Annotated in this window: 18 protein-coding genes; 15 read left to right on the top strand and 3 right to left on the bottom strand. The window is 70.4% G+C overall.

The window, feature by feature from the left end:
* Window positions 1–318: 318 nt before the first annotated feature.
* Complete coding sequence (locus WME89_RS50355; RefSeq protein WP_438006633.1) at window positions 319–1,341, top strand: hypothetical protein; 1,023 nt, start codon at window positions 319–321, stop codon at window positions 1,339–1,341.
* Window positions 1,342–1,842: 501 nt separating this feature from the next.
* Complete coding sequence (locus WME89_RS50350) at window positions 1,843–2,310, top strand: hypothetical protein (protein WP_437656229.1); 468 nt, start codon at window positions 1,843–1,845, stop codon at window positions 2,308–2,310.
* Between the two features lie 51 nt (window positions 2,311–2,361).
* On the opposite strand, the gene WME89_RS50345 is transcribed toward WME89_RS50350, so the two are convergent.
* Complete coding sequence (locus tag WME89_RS50345; protein WP_438006632.1) at window positions 2,362–3,312, bottom strand: ketopantoate reductase family protein; 951 nt, start codon at window positions 3,310–3,312, stop codon at window positions 2,362–2,364.
* 131 nt (window positions 3,313–3,443) lie between these two features.
* Here WME89_RS50345 and WME89_RS50340 point away from each other — a divergent pair, with 131 nt between their 5' ends.
* The 6 genes from WME89_RS50340 to WME89_RS50315 all read left to right on the top strand — a co-directional run bounded on the left by WME89_RS50340 (window position 3,444) and on the right by WME89_RS50315 (window position 14,949).
* Window positions 3,444–6,125 carry an ATP-binding protein gene (locus WME89_RS50340; RefSeq protein ID WP_438006631.1) on the top strand — a complete coding sequence of 894 codons (2,682 nt, stop codon included), beginning with the start codon at window positions 3,444–3,446 and terminating at the stop codon, window positions 6,123–6,125.
* A 498-nt stretch (window positions 6,126–6,623) separates the two neighbouring features.
* A complete protein-coding gene (gene nirB, locus WME89_RS50335; protein WP_438006630.1) occupies window positions 6,624–9,164 on the top strand; it encodes a nitrite reductase large subunit NirB in 2,541 nt (846 codons plus the stop codon).
* Between the two features lie 37 nt (window positions 9,165–9,201).
* Complete coding sequence (gene nirD, locus WME89_RS50330) at window positions 9,202–9,600, top strand: nitrite reductase small subunit NirD (protein ID WP_438006629.1); 399 nt, start codon at window positions 9,202–9,204, stop codon at window positions 9,598–9,600.
* Between the two features lie 119 nt (window positions 9,601–9,719).
* The gene (locus tag WME89_RS50325; protein WP_438006628.1) at window positions 9,720–11,453 is read left to right on the top strand and encodes a DmsC/YnfH family molybdoenzyme membrane anchor subunit; all 1,734 of its coding nucleotides are present in this window, start codon (window positions 9,720–9,722) and stop codon (window positions 11,451–11,453) included.
* Entirely contained in the window at window positions 11,453–13,690 is a 2,238-nt protein-coding gene (locus WME89_RS50320; RefSeq protein ID WP_438006627.1) for a molybdopterin oxidoreductase family protein, read from the top strand. The genes WME89_RS50325 and WME89_RS50320 overlap by 1 nt, the downstream gene beginning before the upstream one ends.
* Before the next feature lie 140 nt (window positions 13,691–13,830).
* Window positions 13,831–14,949: an alkaline phosphatase D family protein gene (locus tag WME89_RS50315; protein ID WP_438006626.1), complete on the top strand. Its 1,119-nt coding sequence runs from the start codon at window positions 13,831–13,833 to the stop codon at window positions 14,947–14,949.
* Window positions 14,950–15,415: 466 nt separating this feature from the next.
* Here the strand turns inward: WME89_RS50315 and WME89_RS50310 are convergent, their stop codons facing one another.
* Window positions 15,416–15,589: a hypothetical protein gene (locus WME89_RS50310; RefSeq protein WP_436623590.1), complete on the bottom strand. Its 174-nt coding sequence runs from the start codon at window positions 15,587–15,589 to the stop codon at window positions 15,416–15,418.
* Window positions 15,590–15,734: 145 nt separating this feature from the next.
* Here WME89_RS50310 and WME89_RS50305 point away from each other — a divergent pair, with 145 nt between their 5' ends.
* Window positions 15,735–16,061, top strand: coding sequence for a hypothetical protein (locus tag WME89_RS50305; protein ID WP_438006625.1), 327 nt, complete (start codon window positions 15,735–15,737; stop codon window positions 16,059–16,061).
* Here WME89_RS50305 and WME89_RS50300 read toward each other — a convergent pair.
* Entirely contained in the window at window positions 16,048–17,103 is a 1,056-nt protein-coding gene (locus WME89_RS50300; RefSeq protein WP_438006624.1) for a 2-isopropylmalate synthase, read from the bottom strand. The genes WME89_RS50305 and WME89_RS50300 overlap by 14 nt on opposite strands.
* Window positions 17,104–17,494: 391 nt before the next feature.
* Here WME89_RS50300 and WME89_RS50295 point away from each other — a divergent pair, with 391 nt between their 5' ends.
* The 6 genes from WME89_RS50295 to WME89_RS50270 all read left to right on the top strand — a co-directional run bounded on the left by WME89_RS50295 (window position 17,495) and on the right by WME89_RS50270 (window position 23,361).
* On the top strand, window positions 17,495–18,574 hold the full coding sequence (locus WME89_RS50295) for a sulfate ABC transporter substrate-binding protein (RefSeq protein WP_438006623.1): 1,080 nt from the start codon (window positions 17,495–17,497) through the stop codon (window positions 18,572–18,574).
* Complete coding sequence (locus WME89_RS50290; protein ID WP_438006622.1) at window positions 18,574–19,491, top strand: ABC transporter permease; 918 nt, start codon at window positions 18,574–18,576, stop codon at window positions 19,489–19,491. The genes WME89_RS50295 and WME89_RS50290 overlap by 1 nt, the downstream gene beginning before the upstream one ends.
* 42 nt (window positions 19,492–19,533) lie before the next feature.
* On the top strand, window positions 19,534–20,436 hold the full coding sequence (gene cysW / locus WME89_RS50285) for a sulfate ABC transporter permease subunit CysW (RefSeq protein WP_438006621.1): 903 nt from the start codon (window positions 19,534–19,536) through the stop codon (window positions 20,434–20,436).
* A 258-nt stretch (window positions 20,437–20,694) separates the two neighbouring features.
* The gene (locus WME89_RS50280; RefSeq protein ID WP_438006620.1) at window positions 20,695–21,423 is read left to right on the top strand and encodes a metallophosphoesterase family protein; all 729 of its coding nucleotides are present in this window, start codon (window positions 20,695–20,697) and stop codon (window positions 21,421–21,423) included.
* A 90-nt stretch (window positions 21,424–21,513) separates the two neighbouring features.
* A complete protein-coding gene (locus WME89_RS50275; RefSeq protein ID WP_438006619.1) occupies window positions 21,514–22,536 on the top strand; it encodes a TIR domain-containing protein in 1,023 nt (340 codons plus the stop codon).
* Window positions 22,537–22,899: 363 nt separating this feature from the next.
* A complete protein-coding gene (locus WME89_RS50270; RefSeq protein WP_438006618.1) occupies window positions 22,900–23,361 on the top strand; it encodes a hypothetical protein in 462 nt (153 codons plus the stop codon).
* Window positions 23,362–23,475: the final 114 nt, after the last annotated feature.

Genomic DNA, 23,475 nt, shown 5'->3' with positions numbered 1-23,475 from the left:
GGGCTTCACGCCGGAGAGCCATCCGCTTTCACGGAGGCTCGGCGCCGATGCATTCGCTGCTCGTCCGGTGTGGCGGAGCAGCAGCGCTTCCGTTACTGTCCGGAAATCACATGAAGGCGCGCCCTACGTGGGCAGGGCCTCCTGGCTCGGGAGACAGTAATGAAAGTGCAACGCATTTCGGCGATCTTGCTCACCTCGGTCGCTTTCTCTGCAGGCTTCATTGGTTGCGGCGATGATGGCGGGGATGACGGCTCGGGCGGGGGCTCAGCGACCTCGACCTCGACCTCGACCTCGCGCGCCAGCTCGTCGAGCGCGGTCGTGACCACCGGCAGCACCACGCCGGGAGCCGAGTACCTGGGCACCCAGTGCACGGACGACGCCGACTGCGGCCCCGAGGGGGTTTGCTGGATGGAATCGGATCCGCAGGGCGGGCCTTCGGGCGGGTACTGCACGACGACGTGCTCCGATGACGGCGACTGCGAGGGCGAGGGCAGCGCCTGCCTCGAGGGCACGTGCTACCTCGGCTGCATCCTGGGAGAGCCGGAGATCGAGTTCCTCGACGACGAGCCCGATCTCCTCAAGTGCCACGGTCGCGACGAGCTGCGCTGCCAGGAGGTGGACACCGGCGTGGCGGTCTGCCTGCCGAACTGCGGCTCTGACAGCCAGTGCCCGGGCCGGAGCTGTGATCCGAGGTTCGCCCTCTGCGTCGACGAGCCCAACGAGGGTCTGGCCATGGGGGCCGCCTGCGACCCCGACGCCGCGGAGGATCCGTGCGCCGGCGTGTGCATCACCTTCGAGGGCGACGACGGCAACATCTCCTTTTGCACCCAGAACTGCGCGCTGGGCGGCGACGTGTTCGAGTCCGACTGCGGCGGCATCGAGAAGGGCGTCTGCGCCTACGGGCAGACCCCCGGCGTCGGCGACGCTGGCGTCTGCGCCGTCGCGTGCAGGGCGCACACCGATTGCTTGCTGCCGGAGGGCCGCTGCGAGGATATCGGCGTCCCGACCAACGGCCTCTGCACCTTCGCGAAGGTCGCGTGCGAGGACGACGACGATTGCGAAGCTCCGGACGAGTGCGCCGAGACCCCTGATGGCTTCTTCTGCCTCGATCCGAAGTATCCGCTGAGCGGCGACGGAACGGGCGGCGCTGGCGGCGCGGGCGGCGCTGGCGGCAGCGACACCGGCGGCGGCGGCACCGGTGGTGACGGCGGAGCGGGCGGCGCGACCAGCACCACCAGCACCACCACGGCCGGCGCGGGCGGCGCGGGCGGCGCGGGCGGCGCGGGCGGCGCGGGCGGCGCCAGCACCACGGCCGGCGCGGGCGGCGCCGGCGGCGCCTGATCGCTGCACCCCACGGCAGGGCCTCTTCTCAGCTCGATGTGCACGGGCCGAGATGAGGCCCTCGCCCCCCGATCCCCTCACGCCAGAGCCCGACGCGGCGGGCCACCTCCTTCCCGCACCGCGGCTGCTATCGAATCGCTCTTCACCGTGATCTCCGAGGTCGCGGGCCCGCCGCTGGCTCTCCGAGCGCGACGACGCCTGGATCGCGGCGCTCTCCTCTCTCGCCCGGCTCGCGCCGTGTGACGGACACCCGCCGGACAGGGCCCGTTCGCCCGGCGACGGAAGCACGGCCCCCCGCGCCGCCGGGCTGGAAAACGCGCCGAGGAGGGCGCTCGCGCGCTCCTCCAGGCACGCGTCAAGCACGAGGCGCGCCGTCCCAGGCGGGGCAGTTCGCCACACACGACAAACGAGCGTGGCGCGCTCTTTGCGCGGCGGGAGGCATCGAATCCGGGAGCGCCGCGCCGGCACCCTGCTTGCTCAGGCGCGGTGCTGGAGGACCGCATGAACAAGCTCGCTCTCTTCACCTCGGCCGCCGTCATGGCGGTCGCCACGATGGGTTTCACCGGGACGGCGCACGCCCAGGAGCGGACGCGCGACACGGTCACCATCACCGACTCCGTGCCGAACCGCGGGCTCATCTGGAGCGGCGTCGCCGTGCTCGGCACGACCTACGGCATCTCGACCGTCGTCGCCACGTTCAGCGACAAGCCGGCGGACCGCGCGCTCTGGGTGCCGGTCGCGGGCCCCTGGATCGACCTCGGGGCGCGGGGCAAGTGCGGTGGCGGGCGGCAGTGCGACGCCGAGGCGACGAACAAGGTGCTGCTCGTCGCCGACGGGCTCGGCCAGGCGATCGGCGCGCTGCAGATCCTGGGCGGCTTCATCTTCCCGTCCACGCGCACGGTGACCCAGGTGGGGAGCGTGCAGTTCATCCCGATGCGCAACGGGCTCGCCGCCAGGACGGTGTTCTGAGGTGCGATGCGACGCCGCGCATCGGCCCCGGCCCCGCCGCGGACGCGCGCTCTATTTCGCGCCAGATTCCGCGTCGGAGGGCGCCTTTGCCCGCGGCGACAGGCCGCGAACGAGGGTCGCGAGCGTGCGCAGCACCGGGGTGTCGACCCCGGCCCGGCGCCCGCGCTCGACCACGGCGCCTTGAAGAATATCGACCTCCGTCTCGCGGCCGGCGCGCACGTCCTGCAGCATCGACGGCTCCGTGAGCGGGAACTCCGCGCGCGTGAGCGCGATCATCGCGTCCGCGATCGCGGCCGGGATCTCCGCCCCTTCGGCGCGCGCCACCGCGATCACCTCGAGCATCGCCTGCCGGGCGAGGTCCTCCATCTGCTCCACGACCACCCCGGCGCGCTGGCCGGTCAGCGCGCAGATCGCGTTGAAGGGCGCGTTCCAGACCATCTTTTCCCAGAGCATGGCGCGGTAGCTCGACCCCCGGCGGACCGGGATGCCCGCGCGCTCCAGCAGCGCGGCCACCGCCTCGACCCGCGGCTCCTGTCCAGAGCGGTAGGGCGCGAGGCCGGCGCGCGTCGGCGCGAGCGTCTCGATCTCGCCAGGGCCGCTGAGCCCCGCGGACATGTACGCGATCGCGGCGATCACGCGCGACTCGCCGACCTCGCGCGCTACAGCGTCCTCCGAGTCGAGCCCGTTCAGCAGCGGCGCCGCGAGGCCGCCTTCGGCGAGCAGCCCGGGGAGCCTCGCGCTCACGGCGGCGAGGGACGGCCATTTGACGGCGATGAGCGCGAGATCGAACGGCCCGCGCTTTGCGTCGAGCGCGTCGAGGTCGACGACGCGGAGCGGCGGTGTGCGCAGCTCGCCCGCCGGCGTGCGGAGGACGAGCCCGCGGGACCGCATCGCCTCCCCGTGCGCGCCGCGCGCGACGAACGTGACGTCTTCCCCCGCCAGGGCGAGCCTCGCCCCGAAGTAACCGCCCACCGCGCCCGCGCCGACAATGACGATCCGCATCGGCGGCGACCATAGCATGCTGGAACCGGAGGGCAGAGGACCGACATGTGGCGATCACGGCAGATAACGGATATGCATGGCGCCAGATGCGCAGGCCGGACGCCCCCACCTTGGCTGAAGCCAGCGCCAGCATGAGCTCCGACGCCCATCCGAGCGCCACGCTGGAGGCCGAGCAGCTTCAGCTGCTCATCGACGCCCTGCCGGTGCTCATCTCCTATATCGATAACGACGAGCGCTACGGCATCATCAACCGGGCCTACGAGCGCTGGTTCGGGGAGGATCGCAGCTCGCTCGTCGGCCGGAAGGTGAACGAGGTGATCGGCGAGGCCGCCTACGCGGCCGTGAAGCCGCATATCGCCGCCGTGCTCGCCGGGCAGGCGCAAGACTTCGAGTCGTGGGTCGTCTACCGGAGAGGCGGCAGGCGCTACGTCCGCATCCAGTACATTCCCCACCTCGGCGGCAGCGGCGATGTGCGGGGCTTCTTCACGCTCGTCTCGGACATCGGCGAGGTGAAGCGCACCGAGGAGACGCGTCGCTTCCTTGTCGACGCGACCGCCCTGCTCGACCCGGTGCTCGACCAGGACGCCATCTACCGGAGCATGGCGGAGCTCGCGATCACCTCGGTGGCGGACTGGTGCGCCGTCCACACGCTCGAGCCGGACGACTCCGTCCGCACGCGGGTCATCGCGCACGCCGAGCCGGACAAGGCAGAGCTCGCCACCCGGCTCGCCCAGCGCAGCCGGATCCCGCCGGAGCCCGAGACGCCGCTGCACGAGGTGCTCCACGGCGGCCCCGGCCGGCTCCTGCCCGACATCTCGCGCAGCCTGTCCGCCGCCGTGGCGCCCGACGCCGAGCACCTCGCCCCCCTGCGCGCGCTCGGCGGCTGCTCTGCCGTGCTCGTGCCCATCCGCGCCGAGGAGCGCGTGATCGCGGCGCTCACGCTCGCGTCCGCCGGCTCGGGCCGCGTCTACGACGCTGTCGATCTCGCCTTCGCCGAGGAGCTCTCGCGGCGCATCGGGCTCGCCGTGCAGCGCGTGCGCCTCTACGACATGGCCCGCGACGCCGAGGCCGAGGCGCGGCGGCGCTTCCTCGCCGAGCAGGAGGCGCGCCGGGCCGCCGAGCGCGCCGCGCAGCGCATGGCCGGCCTCCAGCGCATCACGGCGGCGCTCGCCGACGCGCTCACCGGCGAGGCGGTGGCCGAGGTCGTCGTCGACCAGGGCATCGCCGCCGCGGGCGCGTACGCCGGGGCGATCGTCGTGACCGCCGGCGACGAGCTCGAGTGCCTCAAGGCTGTCGGCTACCAGGGCGACGTCGTCGCGCGCTTCCAGCGGATGCCCGCCGACAGCGAGCTGCCGATCGCGGAGGCCCTGCAGACCGGCGCGCCCGTCTGGCTGCGCTCGCGCAAGGAGGTCGCCGCGCGCTACCCGGAGCCCGTCACCGGCCTCCTGATGCCCGCCACCGCGTCGCTCTGCTGCCTCCCCCTCGCGGTCCAGGAGCGGCCGCTCGGCGTGCTCGCGCTGAGCTTCGCCGAGCCGCGCGCCTTCGACCAGGAGGAGCAGGAGTTCCTCGTCGCGATGTCGCGCCAGTGCGCGCAGGCCCTGGAGCGCGCCCGCCTGCACGAGGAGCGCGCCGCCATCGTCGAGCGCGAGCGGCGCGTCGCGCTCGAGAACGCCCGCCTCTACCGCGAGGCCCACGAGGCGGACCGGCGCAAGGACGAGTTCATCGCGATGCTCTCGCACGAGCTCCGCAACCCGCTCGCGCCGATCACCACCGGCCTCGAGCTCCTGCGCATGAACACGAATGAGCGCGGCGAGCGCGACGACAGCCAGATCCTCGCGACCCTCGAGCGGCAGGTGAAGACGATCGTGCGCCTCGTCGACGATCTCCTCGACGTCTCCCGGATCACGCGCGGCAAGATCGAGCTGAAGCGGGAGCGGCTCGACCTCGGCTCCGTGGTCGACGCCGCGCTCGAGTCCGTCCGTCCGCTCCTCCTCCAGCGCCGGCACGAGCTCAGCGTGTCCGTGGAGCCTGGGCTGTTCGTGGACGGCGACCGGGTGCGGCTCGAGCAGGTCATCGTGAACCTCCTCAACAACGCGATCAAGTACACGAACCCGGGCGGCCGGGTCTCGGTCACCTGCGCGGCGACCGGCGGCGATGCGTGCCTGCGGGTGACCGACACGGGCGTCGGCATCGCCGCCGAGCTGCTCCCGCGCGTCTTCGAGCCGTTCATGCAGGCGAGGCGCACGCTCGATCGCTCGCAGGGGGGCCTCGGCATCGGGCTCACGCTGGTCAAGCGGCTGGCCGAGCTGCACGGCGGGCGCGTCGAGGCGCTGAGCGCCGGCACCGGCGAGGGCACCGCCATCCACGTGTGGCTCCCGCGCGCCGGCGCGCTGGCGGGGGGCGCCGCGCCGGCCGCGATCCAGGCCCCGCGCCCCGCGGCGCGCGCCCTCCGGATCCTCCTCGTCGACGACAACGTCGACGCCGCCGAGGGCCTCCGTCGCATCCTCCAGTTCCACGGGCACACCGTGTCGATGGCGCACGACGGCCCGGCGGCGCTCGAGGCGGCGCGCGCGAGCACGCCCGATCTGGTCCTGCTCGACATCGGCCTGCCCGGGATGGACGGCTACGAGGTCGTCCGGCGCCTGCGGGCCGACCCCGAGCTCAGGCGCTCCTACATCGCCGCCGTGTCCGGCTACGGGCAGGACCAGGACCGCCGCCGCTCGCGCGAGGCCGGCTTCGACGCGCACCTCACCAAGCCGGTCGCGGCGGCCCAGCTGCTCGCGCTCGTCGACAGCGCCACCTCGCGGGGGTGATCGGCGCGGGCGCGGGGCCGGGGCGAGCCCCTCGGCCGCGCCCGATCCGGGTCGCGGCCACGGCGCACGTCGCGCACGTCGCGCACGCCGTCCACGGCGCGGACGTCGGCCACCGCACGCGCGCCGACTGCGCCGATGTGGGCAGATCGCGCCCGTCCTTTTCACAAATGCAATGCATTGGTCCGGAACCTCGAAACACGCGTGAAACAAGCGCCCCTGGCCCCGAGCGAAGCGCCCATTTCCGCTCATTGGAGCAGTCGAGTCCGTCTTCATCCTGCGGCGCGTTGTGCTCGATGGTGGCCGCGAAACACGCGTGAAACAGGGGCAATGTCCGGGCTCGAGAGCGCCATTGGCCGCACAATTTATTCCGGTGAAACAGTTGCGAAACAGAGCCCACAGTAGACATATTTCGGTCCGGGACTCTGACCGGCGCCTCGCTCGGACAGCAGTACGGCAGTGACGGTGAGAAGGACTCACCGGGTCCCAAAGGTGGGTTGCATGAGCAAGAAGAAGGACCTCCTCGTCATCGGCAACGGCATGGTCGGGCACAAGTTCATCGAGAACATGGTTCTCGGTGGCTTCCTGCGCGAGTGGAACATCACGACCTTCTGCGAGGAGCCTCGGCTCGCCTATGACCGGGTGAACCTGTCCGCCTTCTTCAGCGGCAAGTCTGCCGACGACCTGTCGATGGTGAAGCCCGGCCTCTACGAGGAGGCGGGCATCAACGTCCACCTGGGCGACAAGGCCGTCTCGATCGATCGCCGGAGGAAGGCGGTCACCTCGGCGAAGGGGAAGACTGTCTATTACGACAAGCTCATCCTCGCCACGGGCTCGTATCCGTTCGTCCCCCCGATCAAGGGCAAGGACGCGAAGGGCTGCTTCGTGTACCGCACCATCGAGGACCTCGAGGCCATGGCGGCCCACGCGAAGTCCTCGAAGGTCGGCACGGTCATCGGCGGCGGCCTGCTCGGGCTGGAGGCGGCCAACGCCCTCAAGAACATGGGCCTCGAGGTCCACGTCGTGGAGTTCGCGCCGAGGCTGATGGCCCTCCAGGTCGACGAGGCCGGCGGCGCCATCCTCCGCAGGAAGATCGAGTCGCTCGGCGTCCAGGTGCACACGAGCACGTCGACGCAGGAGATCGTCGCGGAGCACGGCCGCGTGGCGCGGATGCTCTTCGCCGACCAGACGGACCTCGCCACCGACATGATCGTCTTCTCCGCCGGCATCCGCCCGCGGGACGAGCTCGCGCGCGCGTGCGAGCTCGCGATCGGCAACCGCGGCGGCGTCGTGATCAACGACCGCTGTCAGACGTCCGATCCGGACATCTACGCCATCGGCGAGTGCGCGAGCTACAACAACCAGCTCTACGGCCTCGTGGCGCCTGGCTACCACATGGCCAAGGTCGCGGCCGACGCCCTGACCGGCGGGAAGGACACCTTCGCCGGCTTCGACATGAGCACCAAGCTCAAGCTGATGGGCGTGGACGTCGCGAGCTTCGGCGACGCGTTCGCGGCCCAGCCCGGCGCGAGCGTGGTCAGCTTCATGAGCGCGACGTCGAACGTCTACAAGAAGCTCGTCGTCAGCGCGGACGGCAAGCACCTGCTCGGCGGCATCCTGGTCGGGGACGCCTCGAACTACAGCCAGCTGCTCCAGCTCGTGCAGAACAAGATCGTCCTCCCGCCGAACCCGGAGGACCTCATCGTCACGCCCCGCGACGGCGCGAAGCCGGCGGGCTTCGGCGTCGAGGCGCTGCCCGACACGGCGACCATCTGCTCCTGCCTGAACGTCACGAAGGGGGCCATCTGCTCGGCCATCTGCGACGACAAGCACGTGACGCTCGCCGCCATCAAGGGGCACACCAAGGCGGGCACGGGCTGCGGCTCGTGCACGACGCTGATCACCGACATCCTGAAGAAGGAGCTCAAGAAGGCCGGCGTCGCGGTGACTAACTACCTGTGCGAGCACTTCAATTACTCGCGGCAGGAGCTCTATCACCTCGTCCGGGTCCACTCGGTCAAGACCTTCGACGACCTGATCGCCCAGCACGGCAAGGGCAAGGGCTGTGAGATCTGCAAGCCGGCCGTGGCGTCGATCCTCGCGTCGACGTGGAACGAGCACATCCTCAACAAGAAGCACCTCCCCCTCCAGGACACGAACGACAGGTTCATGGCGAACGTCCAGCGGGACGGCACCTACTCGGTGGTCCCCCGCGTGGCGGCGGGCGAGATCACGCCGGATCAGCTCATCGCCATCGGGCAGGTCGCGAAGAAGTACAGCCTGTACTCGAAGATCACCGGCGGTCAGCGCGTCGACCTGTTCGGCGCGCGGCTGGAGCAGCTGCCCGACATCTGGCGCGAGCTCATCGCCGCCGGCTTCGAGTCGGGCCACGCCTACGGCAAGTCGCTCCGCACCGTGAAGTCGTGCGTCGGCAGCACCTGGTGCCGCTACGGCGTGCAGGACTCGGTGGGCTTCGCGGTCGCGGTCGAGAACCGCTACAAGGGGCTGCGCAGCCCCCACAAGCTGAAGTCCGCGGTCTCCGGCTGCGCGCGCGAGTGCGCCGAGGCGCAGAGCAAGGACTTCGGCATCATCGCCACGGAGAAGGGCTACAACCTCTACCTCTGCGGCAACGGCGGGATGAAGCCGCAGCACGCCCAGCTCTTCGCCGCGGATCTCGACGAGGCGACGCTCATCAAGTACCTCGATCGGTTCCTGATGTTCTACATCCGGACGGCGGACCGGCTCCAGCGCACGGCCACCTGGTTCAACAACCTCGAGGGCGGCATGGATTACCTCCGCCAGGTGATCATCGAGGACTCTCTCGGCATCTGCGAGGAGCTGGAGAAGGAGATGGCCCACCTCATCGCGACCTACGAGTGCGAGTGGAAGGCCGCGGTCTCCGATCCGGACAAGCTCAAGCAGTTCCGCCCGTTCGTGAACGCCGGCGAGCCCGACCGGAGCATCGTCTTCGTGAGCGAGCGGGCGCAGCACCGCCCGGCGGCCTGGAAGGAGAAGTCCACCGTCGTCGAGGAGATGATCTGACCGCGGGGCGACAGGCCTTTTCTTCAGAGGAACCGTCATGAACCAGCTGCACACTTCGGAAGCGCCTCGGAACGAGGGGACGACCCAGAGCTGGGTCGATGTTTGCGGGGTCGAGGACATCATCCCGAACACGGGCGTCTGCGCGCTCGTGGGCAAGCGCCAGATCGCGGTGGTCCGGGTCGGCGAGGGCGAGGAGATCTACGCCATCAGCAACTTCGACCCGTTCAGCAAGGCGTTCGTCATCTCCCGCGGCATCGTCGGGGACAAGGGGGGCGTGCCCAAGATCGCCTCGCCGATCTACAAGCAGAACTTCGACCTGCGCACGGGCCAGTGCCTGGACGACCCGAGCGTGCGCCTGCCCGTGTACCCCACCCGGATCCGCGGCGGGCGCGTCGAGATCCAGGCCGCGGCGCAGCCGTTCGCGGCGGCGAGCTGATCGAATGCGCGGGCGAGGCGGCGTGACGTTCCTCCCCGCGACGGACGCGCCGCCGTCCGCGGCGTGCCTACTGGAGCTCTCCGGGCTGGGATTCCGCGCCGGGTAGACAGGGACCTTCAATGAGCGTGGCTAAGGTTTCGGACACTCATTTTCATTTGCCCATCGTCAACTCACCGCCGAAGATCCAGGACAGCAACAAGAGCCTGCTCCAGTCGCTCCTCTCGGATCAGCAGAAGCTCACGGCGGTCGAGAAGTTCTCGAAGATGCACGAGGAGCACACGCTCCCGGCTCAGTCCAAGTACTACCGCGACCTCATCCCCTTCGAGAAGCCGAAGCCGGGGCAGCAGTACGCCTTCGAGGTCGACCTGGACGCCTGCACGGCGTGCAAGGCGTGCGTCACCGCCTGCCACAGCCTCAACGGCCTCGACGAGGACGAGGTGTGGCGCTCGGTCGGGCTGCTCCACGGCGGCACGCCCCAGGCGCCCGCGCAGCAGAGCGTGACGACAGCGTGCCACCACTGCCTCGACCCGGCCTGCATGTCGGGGTGCCCGGTCAAGGCCTATGAGAAGGACCCTGTCACCGGCATCGTCAAGCACCTCGATGACCAGTGCATCGGCTGTCAGTACTGCATCCTGATGTGCCCCTACGACGCTCCGAAGTTCAACGCGGAGCGGGGGATCGTGCGCAAGTGCGACATGTGCAGCGACCGGCTGGCCAACGACGAGGCCCCGGCGTGCGTGCAGTCGTGCCCGAACGGCGCCATCCGGATCACGGTGGTCGACCAGGCGAGCGCCGTGCAGGAGAGCCAGGCGAACGTCTTCGTGCCGGGGGCGGCGGCGCCGGAGTACACGATCCCGACGACCAGCTACAAGACGAAGAAGTCGCTCCCGCGCAACATGCTCCCTGCGGACTTCTACCAGGTGAGCCGGGAGCACTCCCACCCTCCGCTCGTCGCCATGCTCGTGCTGACGCAGCTCTCGGTGGGCGCCTTCTGCGTGAGCCTGGCCCTCAACGAGCTCCTCGAGGAGCAGGCGACGCGCGATTTCGGCGGCCACAGCGCCGTCTTCGCGCTCGTCTTCGGGCTCGCCGCGCTCGGGGCGAGCCTGCTCCACCTGGGCCGACCGCAGTTCGCGTTCCGCGCCCTCCTCGGCCTCAAGACGTCGTGGCTCAGCCGGGAGATCCTCGGTTTCTCGCTCTTCGCGGGCGCCGGGACGCTCTACGCGGCCTCGTTCTGGGTGCAATCGATCCCGGTGCTCTCGGCGCTGCCGATCCAGCTCAGCCAGCTGCAGGCGCCGCTCTCCTACGCGGTCGCGCTGAGCGGGATGCTGGGCGTCTTCTGCTCGGTGATGGTGTACGCCGCGACGCAGCGCGAGCACTGGCGCGGCGGCCTGACGGGCTTCAAGTTCGCGGGCACGGCGGCCGTGCTCGGGAGCTCGACGATCCTGATGGTCGCGCTGCTCACGAGCCGCGAGCACGCGTCGCTGCTCCTGACGGGCGGCTTCCGCGCGCTGAGCGCGTTCCTCTGCGCGTCGATGGCGCTCAAGCTGCTCGTGGAGCTCTCGATGTTCCGGCACCTCCGCAAGCGCAGCCACTCGACGCTCAAGCGGAGCGCGATCCTCATGGCGGGTGAGCTGAAGGGCGCGACAGGCTGGCGCTTCGCCTGCGGGGCGCTCGGCGGCATCGCCCTGCCGGCGCTCAGCCTGTTCTCGGCGCCGAACAGCGGCGTGAGCTCGGAAGTGCTGATGGCCATGGCGGTCGTGGCGTTCCTCTTCTGCCTCTCGGGGGAGTTCCTCGAGCGGTACCTCTTCTTCGCAGCGGCGCCGGCATCCAAGATGCCCGGAGGGCTCTCCTGATGACGACGTCCGACGCAAAGAAGTCCGCTCCAGCCCGCGCGGCGGCCGACAACCTCCTCTTGCAGCGCAACGGGCCGCTGACGCGCGAGCTGCTCCTCACGCCCGGCGAGTTCGGGCTCGGGAGGGTGCCGGCGCGGCTGAAGCCTGACCAGACGACGACGGTGGTGTGCGGCTTCTGCTCGACCGGGTGCGGGCTGAACGTGCACCTCAAGGACGGCGAGGCGATCAACCTCTCTCCGAACACCGACTATCCCGTCAACCTGGGGATGGCGTGCCCGAAGGGCTGGGAGGCGCTCACGCCGCTCCGGGCGAGCGACCGCGCTGTCACGCCGCTCCTGCGCAACGCCCGCGGGAAGCTGGAGCGCGTGGAGTGGGACGTCGCGCTGCGCACGTTCGTGGATCGCTTCAAGGCGATCCAGGAGGCGCACGGCAAGGAGTCGGTCGCCTTCATCAGCACCGGGCAGATCGTCACCGAGGAGATGGCCTTCCTCGGCGCGCTCGCCAAGTTCGGGATGGGCCTGCTGCACGGGGACGGCAACACCCGGCAGTGCATGGCGACGGCGGTCGTCGCCTACAAGGAGTCATTCGGGTTCGACGCGCCGCCGTACACGTACCGCGATTTCGAGGAGTCCGACGTCGTCGTGCTCGTCGGCTCGAACCTCTGCATCGCCCACCCGATCATGTGGGAGCGGCTGTGCAAGAACAAGAACCGTCCCGCGATCCTCGTCGTGGATCCGCGCAAGACCGAGACCGCGATGGCGGCGACGGCGCACTACGCCCTCAAGCCGAAGTCGGATCTGACGCTGTTCTACGGGATCGCGCACATCCTCATCCAGCGAGGGTGGATCGATCAGGAGTTCATCCGCGCGCACACCGTCGATTTCGAGGAGTTCAAGGCGCACGTCGCGGACTTCACGCCGGCGCGCGTGTCGGCGGCGACGGGGCTCAGCGAGGAGCAGCTCGCGTCGTTCGCGGAGACGATCCACAGCGGCAAGCGGGTGTCGTTCTGGTGGACCATGGGCGTCAACCAGAGCCACGAGGGCGTGCGGGTCGCGCAGTCGCTCATCAATCTGGCGCTCATGACGGGGAACATCGGCCGGCCTGGCACCGGGGCGAACTCCATCACGGGCCAGTGCAACGCGATGGGCTCGCGGATGTTCAGCAACACGACGGGCCTGTTCGCCGGGCACGACTTCACGAAGGAGGAGCACCGGAAGAAGATCGCCGGCATCCTCGGCATCCCGGAGGAGGTGATCCCGACCCGGAACAGCCTGGCTTACGACCAGATCATCGAAGGCATCTTGAAGGGGAAGATCAAGGGCCTCTGGATCATCGCGACGAACCCGGCCCACTCCTGGATCAACCAGGAGGACCTGCACGAGCTCCTCGGCCGCCTGGAGTTCCTCGTGGTGCAGGACATGTACACCACGACCGAGACGGCGGAGCGCGCGCACCTCGTGCTCCCGGCGGCGTCGTGGGCCGAGAAGGAGGGCACGTTCATCAACTCGGAGCGGCGCATCGGCCTCGTGAAGAAGGTCGCGCGGGCTCCCGGCCAGGCGCTGGCGGACTTTCACATCTTCCAGCTGGTCGCGCAGTACTGGGGTTGTGGCGATCTGTTCACGGAGTGGAAGAGCCCGGAGGCCGTCTTCCAGATCATGAAGCGGCTCTCGAAGGGGCAGCCCTGCGACATCTCGGGCATCGAGGACTATGCGATGGTCGACGAGCGCGGCGGCATCCAGTGGCCGCTCCCCGAGGGGGCGTCCCTCGAGAGCAACGAGCGGCGGCTGTTCGAGGACGGCAAGTTCTACCGGCCGGACCAGAAGGCGAAGTTCGCCTTCCAGGCGCCTCGCCAGCTGCCGGAGCCGACCGACGAGCAGTACCCGTTCACGCTGCTCACGGGGCGCGGGAGCTCGAGCCAGTGGCACACGCAGACGCGGACCAAGAAGTCCGCGGTGCTGCAGCGGCTCTACCCGAAGGAGATCTACGTCGAGGTGAGCCCGGTCGACGCGAAGAAGCTCGGCATCGAGATGCACGAGTGGGTGGTCATCGCGTCGCGCCGGGCGGAGATCAAGGCGCGGGCGTTCGTCACGAACTCGGTGCAGCCGGGGGAGATCTTCATCCCCATGCATTACGAGGTCACGAACAAGCTGACGTTCCCGGCCTTCGATCAGTATTCGAGGCAGCCCTCGTACAAGGCGTGCGCGGTGAAGATGCGGCGGGAAGAGGACCGGGGCTGAGCGAGCCCTGGGGGGGGTTCCGGGCTGCACGGGCCCTGAGAGAGCGTGTTCGTCGCGCGGGTGGCGGAGCGGAGTGACACGATCGGGAGCGGCGGCGCGGCTCGGGGTGCTCTCCATCTGTGCGTGTTAGCCTCGCCGCCATGCAAGAGATCCCCACGATCTTCGGTATCTCCCTCTGCCTCTTCCCCCTCCTCCCCACCCTCGCGTGCAGCGACGCCGACGGCGCCAGCTCCACCGGTACGCATGGCAGCGGCGCGGGGACAGGGGGTAGCGGAGGGGCGGGCGGGAGCGGCCCACGCTCGCTGAAGACCCGCATCGCCTTCGGCTCCTGCATGCACCAGGACAAGAAGAAGCCCGTCCTCGAGCTCGCGAGGGCGAGCGCCCCCGACCTCTTCGTGTTCCTGGGCGACAACATCTACGGCGACTCCGACGACATCGCCATGCTGCAGGCGAAATACGACAAGCTCGCGGCGTCCCCGGAGTTTCAGGGCCTGCTCGAGGCCGTCCCCGTCATCGCCACGTGGGACGACCACGACTACGGCGCGAACGACGCCGGCAAGGAGTTCCCGCAGAAGGCCGCCACGAAGGACCTCTTCCTCGATTTCTGGAAGGAGCCCGCGGGCTCGCCGCGGCGCACGCGGGAGGGGATCTACACCTCGTACCTCCACGAGGAGCCCGGCGGCACCCTCCAGATCATCCTCCTCGACACCCGCTGGTTTCGCGACCCGCTCGACGCGAACAGCGACCCTGCGAAATACAAGCACGATTATCAGCCGACCACGGACAAGTCCCGAACCATGCTCGGAGACGCCCAGTGGGCCTGGCTCGAGGGCGAGCTGAAGAAGCCCGCGGACGTGCGCATCATCGGGACGAGCACGCAGTTCGGCCATGAATACAACGGCTACGAGTCATGGACCAACATGCCCCATGAGCGCCAGAGGATGGTCGATCTGATCAGGGATACGGGCGCGGAGGCGACCCTCTTCATCAGCGGCGACGTTCACTGGGGCGAGCTCTCCAGGCTCGAGACCGCCGGCGGCTATCCCCTCTACGACGTCACCTCGAGCGGCATCACGGAGACATGGCCGGAGATCGAGGAGAACGCCAACCGGGTGGGCTCGCCCGTCGCGGAGAACAACTACGGTTTCGTGGAGATCACCTGGGGAGAGGCGGACCACGCGCTCTCCCTCGGCATCGTCGATGTCGCCGGCACGACGCGCGTGGAGCACGAGGTGAGCACGCGCGAGCTGCGGTTCTGACGGCCAGCGCGCCAGCGAGCCGGGGAGCCGGGGAGCCGGGGAGCCGCTGTCGGTCGCGCGGCGCGCGCTGGCCCGATGCGCGAGCCCGGCTGCCCTTGCTTCAGCGGCTCATTCTAAACCGATCATTCTGGAACGATCAGTCCAGAATGAGCCCCTCAGCGAGGGTAGCGATGGTGTCCCTGCGCGCGAGGCGCTCTGGACCGGTCATTCTGGAACGACCAGTCCAGAATGAGCCCTACCGCGAAGGTGGCGATCGTGTCCCCGCACGCGACGCGCTCTGGACCGGTCATTCTGGAACGACCAGTCCAGAATGAGCCCTACCGCGAAGGTGGCGATCGTGTCCCCAGCGCGCGGCGCGCTCTGGACCGGTCATTCTGGAACGACCAGTCCAGAATGAGCCCCTGCAGCGAAGGTGGCGGTGGTGGTCCCCCCGCGCGACCTGTCGGGCAGCGGAGGCCGACCCGGCTCAGACCCCGCGCGGAAAGTCGCCCTGCTGCGGGATGCGAGGATCCTGTGTGGGATCGGGCGACGGCGGCTCGGGCTGCTCCGGGCCCGGATCGCCCGGGTTTGGCGGGAGCGGGACCTCCTCCTCGCCCCCGGGCACGTCCGTCTTCGCGAGCTCATGCATGCGGCTGTTCATGGCGACCCCTTTCTGTCGGTTTCTTTCTGGAACTTTCGGCAACTTTCCTCGAATTGGTTTGCATCAGTTTGCAAATTTCAAGCCACAACGTGCAGGTAGCGCCCTGCTTGACGCCCGAGCCCGGGATCCGTGATCTGCGGCCGGCGTGCTCTCGATCCGCCGCGACCCGTTCCCGCTGGAGGCCGCCCGCGACCTGCTGGGCATCGTGCGGGCGCTCTACGCCGCGGCGCGCGGCCGCGGGGCGAGCGTGGCAGATCTCCACGCCATCGCCGCGGTGGGCGACGATCTTCGGCAGGCGATCGCCCTCGCGGAGGCCCACCCGCCCGGCACGCTCGGGTTCTCGTCGGCGTGGGCGCGGGCCGAGCGCGCGGCGGGGCGCGTCGGCGAGCTCGCGGACGCGCTCGCGCCCGCCGCGCCGATCGTCCGCGCCGCCCTGGCGCGGGTCGGCGGCGGCAACGTCAAGCCCGGGTGAGCGCCCCTGCGATCGGGTGGTCCGGGGGGATCGGCCAGGAGAGGGCGCGCGACGCGACCGCGCAGTACGCGGCGAGGCGCTCGCGCGGCACCGCGGCGCGCGAGCCGAGGCGGCCGAGGTTGTCGATGAGCAGCTCCAGGCAGCTGTTGCCCACCCGCTCGCCGACGCCGAGCGCCGTGGCGTGGACCCGCTCGACACCGCAGGCAACGGCCCAGAGCGCGGCCGCGAGGCCGAGGCCGCGGTCGTTGTGGCCGTGCCAGTCGAGCTCGAGCCGAGGGGCGCCCAGCGCGGCGAGCTCGCGCCGGGCGAACGCGATGAGCGAAGCGACGCCCGGCGGGGTGACGTGGCCGGTCGTGTCGCAGAGGCAGATGCGCGCGGCGCCGGCGTCCACGGCGGCGCGGAAGAGCGTGCGGAGCATGTCGGGCGGCGAGCGGGTCGCGTCCTCGGCGACGAGGCAGAAGGGCAGGCCGGCCGCGGCGGCGGCGCGCGCGGCGTCCTCGACGCTGCGGACCAGGAAATCAGGCCCCCACCCCTCGACGAAATGCCGGATCGGCGAGCTGCCGATGAACGTGTAGACGACGATCGGCGCCCCCGTACGCTCGGCCACGCGCGCGACCTCCTCGACGTCGGAGGCGATCGTGCGCGCGGCGGCGGTCAGGGCGAGCGGGAGCCTCGACGCGACGATCTCCCGGACGAGCAGGCACGCGTCCTCGAACTGGCGCGGGCCGGCCGCCGGGAGGCCGAGGTTCACGGCGTCGACGCCGATGCCCGCCATCGCGTGGATCAGCTCGACCCTCTGCGCGGGCGACGGGTTCACCGTGGAGACGCCCTGGATGCCGTCGCGCAGCGTCTCGTCGAGCACCTCGACCGGCCGGGCCGCCCGGCCGAGCGGCAGCCACGCCTCGTCCTCGGCGCGAACGGCAGCCCAGCCCTCGGCGAGCAGGCGCCCGAGGGGCGGCGGGCGCTCCGCCGGCGCGGGCGCAGACGTGGCGCGGTTCCAGTCGAAGGGGGCCGCAGTGCTGGGATCCCGGCCGTCGCTCATGCGCTGCATGTCAGGGAGGTACTCTCGGCGTGGCGCATGCCCGGCGCGCCGCGTCGAGCCGGCGCGGAGCAGAGGGTACTGCATGTCGGCGCCCGGAGCAGGTCCCGATCTACCGACCCGCCGCCACGTCGACCTGCGCGCCCGGCGCCACGTCGACCTGCGCGCCCGGGCGCCACGTCGACCGGCGCGCCCGACGCCGCGTCGGCCTGCGATCCCGGCGCCACGTCGACCTGCGCGCCCGGCGCCACGTCGGCCTGCGCGCCCGACGCTACGTCGACCTGTGGTGCTGGGGCAGCAACACGTCCGGCGAGGCGGGGACGCCGGCGAGCGACTCGCGACAAGGGCCTTGTCCGGCGGTAGAGTGGCCGCCTTTCCACCTGGAGATGAGACGATGAAGACGACCGCGCTCCGTTCCGCGCTCGCGCTGGCCCTCGGCGCGCTGCTCCTGGCCGCCACCGGGTGCGAGGAGAAGAAGGCGACGACGGCCGCGCGCGAGGGGAGCGCGAGCGCGCCGGCCCAGGTCGCGAAGCTCTCGGTCGCTTCCTACGACCCCACGCGCGAGCTCTACCAGGAGCTCAATCCAGCGTTCGAGCGGTGGTACAAGCAGACGACGGGCAAGGACGTGGACGTGGAGACCGACCACGGCCCGTCGGGCAAGCAGGCGCGCGACATAGCGGCCGGCAAGGAGACCGACGTCGCGGCGCTCTCGGTCGACTTCGACATCGACACGATCGCCAAGGCGGGCCTGCTCCCCGCGACCTGGCGCGAGCGCCTGCCGAACGGCTCGGTCCCGTACACGTCGGCCGTCATCTTCATGGTCCGCAAGGGCAACCCGAAGCAGGTGAAGGGCTGGGAAGACCTCGCGCGGCCCGAGGTCGTGTCGCTGTGCCCGGATCCGAAGACCGGCGGCGGGGCGCGGTGGATCTACCTCTCGACGTGGGCGCACGCCGCACGCAAGGCGAAGGCCGAGGGCCGGACGGACGCGGAGGCCGAGGCCGCCGCGCGCGAGTTCACGGCGAAGGTCTACGACGACGCCATCCTCGACCCGGCCATGCGCGGCTCGTCGACCCGCTTCATCCTGCAGCGCACGGGCGACGTCCTCTTCGGCTGGGAGAACGAGATCCTCCAGATCGCCGCCGACCCGGCGACCGCAGACCAGTTCGAGGTCATCGTGCCCTCGGACTCGATCACGATCGAGGTCCCCCTCGCGGTCGTCGACAAGGTCGCCGAGCGGCACGGGGTCAAGGAGCTCGCCGAGGCGTACGTGAAGTTCCACTTCTCCGACGAGGGGCAGGAGCTCATCGCGAAGCGCTATAACCGCCCGTACAGCGAGGCGATCGCGAAGAAGCACGCCGAGCGGCTCAAGCCGCTGACGCTGTTCCGGTTCAAGGACCATTTCACCGACTGGCCGACGGTGATGAACGTCCATTTCAGCCAGGGGGCCGAGCTCGACAAGATGCGGAAGAAGTGATGTCGCGCCGCGCGCGCGTGCTCCCCGGGTTCTCGCTCTCCCTGGGGGTCGCGGTGCTCTACCTGAGCCTCGTGGTCCTCTTGCCGCTGTCCGCGCTGTTCCTCAAGACGGCGGAGCTCGGGTGGGAGCGGTTCACCCGGATCGTCACGAGCAGCTGGGTCGCCTCGGCCGTCCGCTTCACGCTGGGCGCCTCGCTCGTGGCCGCGCTCCTCAACGTCGTCATCGGCCTGCTCATCGCGTGGGTGCTCGGCCGGTACACCTTCCCGTTCGCCCGCGTGCTCGACGCGGTGATCGACCTGCCCTTCGCGCTCCCCACGGCCGTGGCGGGCATCGCGCTCTCCACGCTCTACGCCGACACCGGTTTGCTCGGCGGGGCGCTCTCCAGCGTGGGATTCCGGTATCCGTGGCCCGCGTGGCGCGGGTTCGAGCACGGGTGGCGCGCGTGGCCGATCGAATGGACGGCGTACGACAGGATCTCGCTGGCGCCGCTCGGGGTGGTCGTCGCGATGGCGTTCGTGGGGCTGCCGTTCGTGGTGCGCACGGTGCAGCCGGTGATCGAGGACCTGGGCCGGGACGTCGAGGAGGCCGCGGCGACGCTCGGCGCGAGCCGCCTGCAGATCTTCCGCGCCGTCGTGCTGCCCGAGCTCGCGCCGGCGCTCCTCACGGGGTTCGCGCTGGCGCTCGCGCGCGGCCTCGGCGAGTACGGGTCGGTGATCTTCATCTCGGGCAACCGCCCCGATACCGAGATCGCGTCCCAGGTGATCATCAAGATGATCGAGGTGAACGAGACAGGCACCTACGCCGACGCCACCGCTGTCGCGGTCCTGCTGCTCGGGGCGTCGTTCGCGCTCCTGCTCGTGATCAACCTGCTCCAGCGCGCCGCGGCGCGCGCCCGCTCGGACGGCGCGGCGGGCTGATCGCACCATGACGACCCGCCGCCCGTGGACCGGAGGCCCGACATGATGCCCGCGCGCCCCCGCGCCGGCAGGGCGGACGCCGCGGGGGAACGGAGCGCGCGCCGGGTGCTGATCGGCCTCTGCGTGCTGCTCGTCGGCGTGTTCCTCGTACTCCCGCTCGGGGTGGTGTTCTGGCACGCCCTCGGCGAGGGGCTGCGCGCCTATGGACAGGCGGTCTTCGACCGCGCGACCTTCCGCGCCGTCGAGCTCACGCTCCTCACCACGGCCATCGCGGTGCCGCTCAACACGCTGTTCGGCCTCGCGGCGGCGTGGGCGGTCACCAAGTTCGATTTCCGGGGCAAGAGCCTGCTCGTCACGCTGATCGACCTGCCTTTCTCGATCTCGCCCGTGGTCGCGGGCCTTTGCTTCGTCCTGCTGTTCGGGGCGAGCGGGCTCTTCGGCGCCTTCGTCAACAGGACTTACGAAGTGAGCCTCGGGTTCACGAGCCTCGAAGTCTCGACGAGGATCATCTTCGCCCTGCCTGGCATCGTGCTGGCGACGGTGTTCATCACCTTCCCGTTCGTCGCGCGCGAGCTCATCCCGCTGATGCAGGCCCAGGGGACCGAGGAGGAGCAGGTCGCCCGCGTGCTCGGCGCGAACGGGTGGCAGATCTTCTGGCGTGTGACGCTGCCCAACATCCGCTGGGGGCTGCTGTACGGGGTGATCCTGTGCACCGCCCGGGCGATGGGGGAGTTCGGCGCCGTGTACGTGGTCTCGGCGGGCTCTTCCGACCAGGTGACGCTGCCGCTCCACGTGGAGCGCGTCTACTACGCCAACATGGTCCGGGTCGTGCCCGCGTTCGCGGTCGCCAGCCTCCTCGCCGGCGTGTCGGTGATCACGCTCGCAGTGAAGGCAGCGGTGGAGTGGCGGTTCAAGGGCGAGCTGAAGAAGAAGGACGGCGGATAAGAGGCGACGCCCGCATCCATCGATCCCGGCCGTCGTACCCACGAGGCCCGCGTGTGGGCGTGCCGGCGTGCCGGCGTGCCGGCGTGCGGGCGTGCCGGCGTGCGGGCGTGCCGGCGTGCGGGCGTTGGATCGAGCGGCCGCGAGGGGGCTGGAGGTGCCGCCGGACATCGTCTAGCCTACCAGGCTGTCGATCGGTCGCCGTGAGGCGCCGAGAGCCTCGCCGACACCTCGATGGCCGCCCAAGAGGAGGTCTCTCCCATGCGGATCGCATTGATTTCCGACATCCACGGCAATGAAGTGGCGCTCAGGGCCGTGATGGCCAGCATCCAGGCGGCCGGCGTGGATCAGGTGATCTGCCTCGGGGACGTCGCGACGCTGGGGCCGCAGCCCGTCGCCATCCTGGACATGCTGCGGGAGCTAGGGTGTCCGTGCATCCTCGGCAACCACGATGACTTCATGCTCGATCCCGGGCTGATCCGCACCTACACCGAGGCCTCGATCGTCGTCGACGCAGTGGACTGGTGCCGTGACCAGCTGTCGCAGGACGACCTCGCCTTCCTGCGGACGTTCCAGGCGCGCCTGGAGGTCCCGCTCGACGGCCAGTCGACGCTCCTCCTGTTCCACGGCTCGCCCCGATCTCACATGGAGGACCTCCTCGCGAGCACGCCGCCCGAGGAGCTCGACCGCCGCCTCGAAGGCCGCGCGGCGACCGTGATGGCCGGGGGCCACACGCACCTCCAGATGCTCCGCCAGCACCGCGGCATCCTCCTCGTGAACCCGGGGAGCGTCGGGCTCCCCTTCAAGGAATACGCGAACGGCGGGCCTCCGACGCTGCTGCACCACGCCGAGTACGCGACCGTCGAGGCGCGCGGCGGCGCGGTGAACGTCAGCTTGCACCGGGTGCCGGTCGACAAGGACGCGATCTGCGCGGCCCTGAAGGCGTGCGACAACCCGATGCGCGGCTCGCTGCTCCAGCAATATGCCTGAGCGCGCGCGGACCGCGACGGACAGGGCCCGCAGGCTCCGGCCGGCCTCTCGCCAGACGCGCGCGATCCAGCGCGCCGAGGGAGGCCTCTCGTGAGCTCCAGGCCGCGCATCTTCATCGGCTCTTCGGTGGAAGGGCTCCGCGTCGCCGAGCACATCCAGCTCGGGCTGGACTACGACGCTGACTGCACGGTGTGGTCGCAGGGGGTATTCGGCCTCTCCGGGGGCACGCTCGAGAGCCTCTGCGGCGCCATCCGAGAGTTCGAGTTCGCCGTGCTGGTCCTCACGCCCGACGACCTGGTGCAGAAGCGGAGCCAGGCGATGAACAGCCCGCGCGACAACGTCCTGTTCGAGCTCGGGCTGTTCATGGGCGCGCTCGGCCGGGAGCGCACGTTCATCGTGTATTGCCGGGACGAGCCGATCGGGCTCCCGACCGACCTCGCCGGGGTCACGGCCGCGACGTTCGCGCGGCGCGCCGACGGGAACCTCCAGGCCGCGCTCGGCTCGGTGTGCACGCAGATCAGGAACGCCGTCGGCCGGCAGCGCGGGCGCGCCGCGGCGCAGGAGGCGGGCGCCTCGGCGCTCGCCGCGGAGCTCGCGGGGCTGAAGGCCGCGCTCGATACGCAGACCGAGAGCTTCCGGCAGATGCTCGCGGCCGCCACGAAGACCGCGGCCGCGCCGGAGCCGGTGGAGGCGAAGGGCCCTGCGGACGTCCTGGATCTGCGAACGTTGGAGGGTGTCTGGTACAATCCGGAGTCCAGGAACTCCTACTACGTGAGATTCCACCGGGGCGAGCCTCGCGGCGTCTACTGCTATCATGGCGAGCTCAGCGCGCTCGCCGAGTATCATAATTTCAAGCTGGTCGGCGATGTGGTCCTCGGCCGGTTCCGCTGGCTGAAACGACCACGGACGGCGGGGTATGTTTACCTGAAGTTCGAATCGAAAGACCGCATCATCGGCGGCTGGTGCCTTCAGAGCTACGCGCCGCCCGAAGGGATCGAAGCCCTCCCGCGCCGCCCTGAGTATCTCGAGCAGATGACCTGGGTCCGCCAGATCCCGGCGCCACCATGGCCGGAGTGGGCCGAGCGCTACTTCGAGGCGCTCGGCGATGAGTGAGCCGCCGGCGCCGTCCGTGACGCTCTCGGGCGCCGGCCGCTCGAGCGTGTAGAGGCGCTCGCGCCAGCGCTTCGCGAGGGAGCAACCCGGCGGCCTCGAGCGCCCGGCGGCGCGCGGCGTGGCGGGCAGGACGTGGACGAACTCCCCGCGGTATCCCGGTGATCACGGTTCCACCGCCGACGTGGACGGTCGGCGGGCTCGGACACCGCCCGGGTGCGCGCGCCCCGAAGACCGACTGGCGCGTCGAGGGCAGCGCCCTCGGATCACGCGGCGTCGGCGAGGTCGACAGGCCCGATCTGCGTGCGACGCGGCGCGACGTTCTGGTAGCCTCCACGAGGCACGCCGGAGAGCGATGGAGTCCCGATGACGAAATACGAGCAGATCAAGCTGTCCTACGAGGCGTCCAAGGCGGCGATCGGCCAGGTCGCCGAGGAGCTCTTGCAGTGGATATACGAGCTCCGCGACCACATGGCCTGGCCAAGGGACAAGTGGGCGCTCAACCGGATCGCCACGGACGTCCAGGTCAACGGGCTGCTGCAACGGTTCGTCGTCGAGAATCAGCCCGGCGTCGGTGAGGTCCTGAAATGCCAGCTGTCCCTCACCGTCGAGGACGAGCTGCCGTTCACCGTCGACTTCTTCGCGGTGGGCAGGACCGACAGGGGCCTCCTCGTCGTCCTCGTCGGCGGAGAGCAGATCACCGTCAGCAAGGCCTCCCCCGAGCCGTTCTTCGAGAAGGCCGTGGAGCACATCCGGCAGCAGGCGAGGCGCGTGGGCAAGACACGCCGCGTGGGAGCCGGCGCCGGGACCCCCCACCGCCCCGCATAACGCCGGCACAGCCAGGCTCGAGACGCCGTCGCGCGAGCGCCGCCGTGCAGCAACACCTGGCGAGCGCCGCCGTGCAGCAACACCTGGCGAGCGTCGCCGTACCAGAAGCCCCCC

The organism is Sorangium sp. So ce321, from assembly GCF_051530195.1.
Lineage (GTDB): Bacteria > Myxococcota_A > Polyangia > Polyangiales > Polyangiaceae > Sorangium.
The sequence above is the reverse complement of the archived record's forward strand: the minus strand, read 5'-3'. Positions and strand labels throughout refer to the sequence as shown.

Bases quoted from the DNA above. Each gene is read 5' to 3' on its own strand.
- WME89_RS50350 (WP_437656229.1), top strand. From the start codon at position 1,843: ATGAACAAGCTCGCTCTCTTCACCTCGGCCGCCGTCATGGCGGTCGCC.
- WME89_RS50345 (WP_438006632.1), bottom strand. From the start codon at position 3,312: ATGCGGATCGTCATTGTCGGCGCGGGCGCGGTGGGCGGTTACTTCGGG.
- WME89_RS50340 (WP_438006631.1), top strand. From the start codon at position 3,444: ATGAGCTCCGACGCCCATCCGAGCGCCACGCTGGAGGCCGAGCAGCTT.
- nirB (WP_438006630.1), top strand. From the start codon at position 6,624: ATGAGCAAGAAGAAGGACCTCCTCGTCATCGGCAACGGCATGGTCGGG.
- nirD (WP_438006629.1), top strand. From the start codon at position 9,202: ATGAACCAGCTGCACACTTCGGAAGCGCCTCGGAACGAGGGGACGACC.
- WME89_RS50325 (WP_438006628.1), top strand. From the start codon at position 9,720: ATGAGCGTGGCTAAGGTTTCGGACACTCATTTTCATTTGCCCATCGTC.
- WME89_RS50320 (WP_438006627.1), top strand. From the start codon at position 11,453: ATGACGACGTCCGACGCAAAGAAGTCCGCTCCAGCCCGCGCGGCGGCC.
- WME89_RS50315 (WP_438006626.1), top strand. From the start codon at position 13,831: ATGCAAGAGATCCCCACGATCTTCGGTATCTCCCTCTGCCTCTTCCCC.
- WME89_RS50310 (WP_436623590.1), bottom strand. From the start codon at position 15,589: ATGAACAGCCGCATGCATGAGCTCGCGAAGACGGACGTGCCCGGGGGC.
- WME89_RS50300 (WP_438006624.1), bottom strand. From the start codon at position 17,103: ATGAGCGACGGCCGGGATCCCAGCACTGCGGCCCCCTTCGACTGGAAC.
- WME89_RS50295 (WP_438006623.1), top strand. From the start codon at position 17,495: ATGAAGACGACCGCGCTCCGTTCCGCGCTCGCGCTGGCCCTCGGCGCG.
- WME89_RS50290 (WP_438006622.1), top strand. From the start codon at position 18,574: ATGTCGCGCCGCGCGCGCGTGCTCCCCGGGTTCTCGCTCTCCCTGGGG.
- cysW (WP_438006621.1), top strand. From the start codon at position 19,534: ATGATGCCCGCGCGCCCCCGCGCCGGCAGGGCGGACGCCGCGGGGGAA.
- WME89_RS50280 (WP_438006620.1), top strand. From the start codon at position 20,695: ATGCGGATCGCATTGATTTCCGACATCCACGGCAATGAAGTGGCGCTC.
- WME89_RS50270 (WP_438006618.1), top strand. From the start codon at position 22,900: ATGACGAAATACGAGCAGATCAAGCTGTCCTACGAGGCGTCCAAGGCG.